The 2,285-nt window shown below is 42.0% G+C and carries 2 protein-coding genes and 1 pseudogene; 1 reads left to right on the forward strand and 2 read right to left on the reverse strand.

The genetic code is table 11. From position 1 onward, the window contains the following. Positions 1-103 precede the first annotated feature (103 nt). Positions 104-736, forward strand: coding sequence for a hypothetical protein (locus tag A3761_RS08970; RefSeq protein ID WP_068514907.1), 633 nt, complete (start codon positions 104-106; stop codon positions 734-736). 282 nt (positions 737-1,018) lie between these two features. On the opposite strand, the gene A3761_RS08975 is transcribed toward A3761_RS08970, so the two are convergent. After that, the gene (locus tag A3761_RS08975) at positions 1,019-1,846 is read right to left on the reverse strand and encodes an EAL domain-containing protein (RefSeq protein WP_068633231.1); all 828 of its coding nucleotides are present in this window, start codon (positions 1,844-1,846) and stop codon (positions 1,019-1,021) included. 27 nt (positions 1,847-1,873) lie between these two features. Then, positions 1,874-2,227: pseudogene (locus tag A3761_RS08980) on the reverse strand (GGDEF domain-containing protein); the annotation flags it as partial. Between the last annotated feature and the right edge of the window lie 58 nt (positions 2,228-2,285).

A 2,285-nucleotide genomic window follows, 5' to 3' on the forward strand; every position in this document is an offset into this window, starting at 1 on the left:
TGTTTCCATATACTTCACTTTAGCGCCTCTTGGTCTTTACTGCTATATTGTGAAGACGATGATTAATAAGTCTAAAAATATTGATGCAGGATAGGCACAGGATATGAGCCAGAATTATGATGAACTAACTTTGTTATCTGTTCGTTCCGCCTTTGACCATTTGCAGTCAACAATTAACCGCGCTTTGCAGAGAATAGAGCGGCAAGCACAGCTGAATAACTCCCAGGTTTTTTCTGCTATAAAGGAGCGTCGTAAGTTAGCAAAAGTGCTAATGTTGGATAAGCGAATTATTCATTTGTATAAGTCCATGTCTTCACAGCCCACACTAAAAATAAAAGATAGTGAGAGCTTGGTCCACTGTGAAATAAGCTCTACGGTAGTTATTCACGAAGGTGATGAGAAAAAAATCCAATTTACGCTAAATGATAATACCTACACGCTTCAGTTTGCGGATAGGGCGGGTGCTTGCATAAGCTTTTATGGGGAAACTTTCAAAAGCTCAAACTTATCGCTTTTATTGTCTTCTGGAGAAGAGGTTCTTACGCTACATTTGGATTTAGAAGGCGAGCAAGAAACCATAACAGAGCAGCAAATTACCCGCTTCATTCCCGGGAAGTGGATTTACGATATTATCCATGCCTATGAGACCTTGATAACCTCAGAAAACCTCAAATCCATTGATGCGGCCTATAGTGACGAAGGGCTGGAGATCTTAAAACATAAGTTTGGCTTGTAAGAATTTATGCGGTGTTTGAGTGTCTTAGTGCTTAATTTCGGGTCTTAAACGAAAAATGCCGCATAAAAATGCGGCATTTTGAATAGGTGCTTCCCTTACCATTCCTTAGGTAACCAGCCTTCCTTGTTTACTTCCTTGTCCATATCCATATGTTGCTGTCATCGTCCTGACAATCAGCGTCGTCCTGATGGAAATGAATATTACGCTTGTTCTTGCCTTCAGTATGTAGGTGATAATGCAAAAGCATGTAGGAAATATCTTACATTGGGAGCAAATAGTACGTTATTGAAGTGGGCCAGGCCTTTCGATACCAAAGCCTTGAGCGAAGTCTACACCAATTTCTTTTAGTGCGTCGGCGGTTTCCTGGTTTTCTACAAATTCCGCAATGGTCTGCAAGCCCGCTGCATGGCTAATACCATTGCAAGCTTCAACAATTCCACGATCAATCGGATCGTGTAACAAGTTCAAGACAAAGCTGCCATCAATTTTCAGATAATCTACTGGAATCTTCTTAAGATAAGAAAAGGAGCTCATCCCAGCACCAAAGTCATCGAGTGCAAATTTAAAACCTTCTTCTCTGATCTCGGAAATAAACTCTACGGCATCCTTAAGGTTGTCGATAGCACTGGTTTCGGTAATCTCGAAGCAAATACGTTCAGGAATGAACTCAAACTCTTTTAGTAAATGCCGAATATCTTCAAAGAAAGAGGCGTCACTAAGTGAATTACCTGACAAGTTGATGAAAAATGTTCCTTGATCCTGATACCCTAAACCTGATTCAGCCAAGTACTTAAACGCATTTTTTACCACCCATCTATGTAAACGTGGCATAAGTTTGTAGCGCTCGGCTGCGGGAATAAAGGAGCCGGGGTAAATCAGTTCTGAGTCATCATTAAGTCGAACCAGAAACTCGCCGTGTGCACCGCCACTACAGTGTTTTTGGAGGCCTTTCATGCTCTGGAAGTGGAGTATAAACAAATCATCAGCTATCGCTCGTTTAATGCGGCTGACCCATTGCATTTCACTTCGCCGTTGTAAGTGCTCTGGGTCATCTTCACTGTACCATTTAAGGCCGTCATGACCTTTTTCTTTGGCGACATTGCAGGCCATGTCAGCACAGCTCAGAACGGACTGGACCGAAGAGGTTTTATTATTAATTGAAACAATGCCGATACTAATGCTGGTCGTGAAACTTTTTCCATGCCAGGTGAAGTTTAGGTCTTTTATTGCGGTCTGTATGGTTTTCGCAATCTAAATAGCTTGACGCTTATCTTTGTTGTAGGTGAGTATGCCAAATTCATCGGCACCAAGACGTGCCAAGGTATCCTTGTCTTTAGTTTGGCGGAGTAAAACAAGTGATACTTGCTTGAGTAGATCATCGCCTGCAACGTGGCCGCAAGTATCGTTAATGATCTTAAATTGGTCCAAATCCAGTGACATCAAGGCATATTCTGCATCATCCGATGCTGAAAGTTGAAGTGCTTTAGATATTTGACCTTCGAAGTACTCGCGATTGCCTAGCCCTGTTAGGTGGTCATGTACGGCTAAA

It is taken from the genome of Oleiphilus sp. HI0123 (genome assembly GCF_001635315.1).

Excerpts from the sequence above, each read along its gene's own strand:
- A3761_RS08975 (WP_068633231.1), bottom strand. The coding sequence starts at position 1,846 with ATGGCCTGCAATGTCGCCAAAGAAAAAGGTCATGACGGCCTTAAATGG.
- A3761_RS08970 (WP_068514907.1), top strand. The coding sequence starts at position 104 with ATGAGCCAGAATTATGATGAACTAACTTTGTTATCTGTTCGTTCCGCC.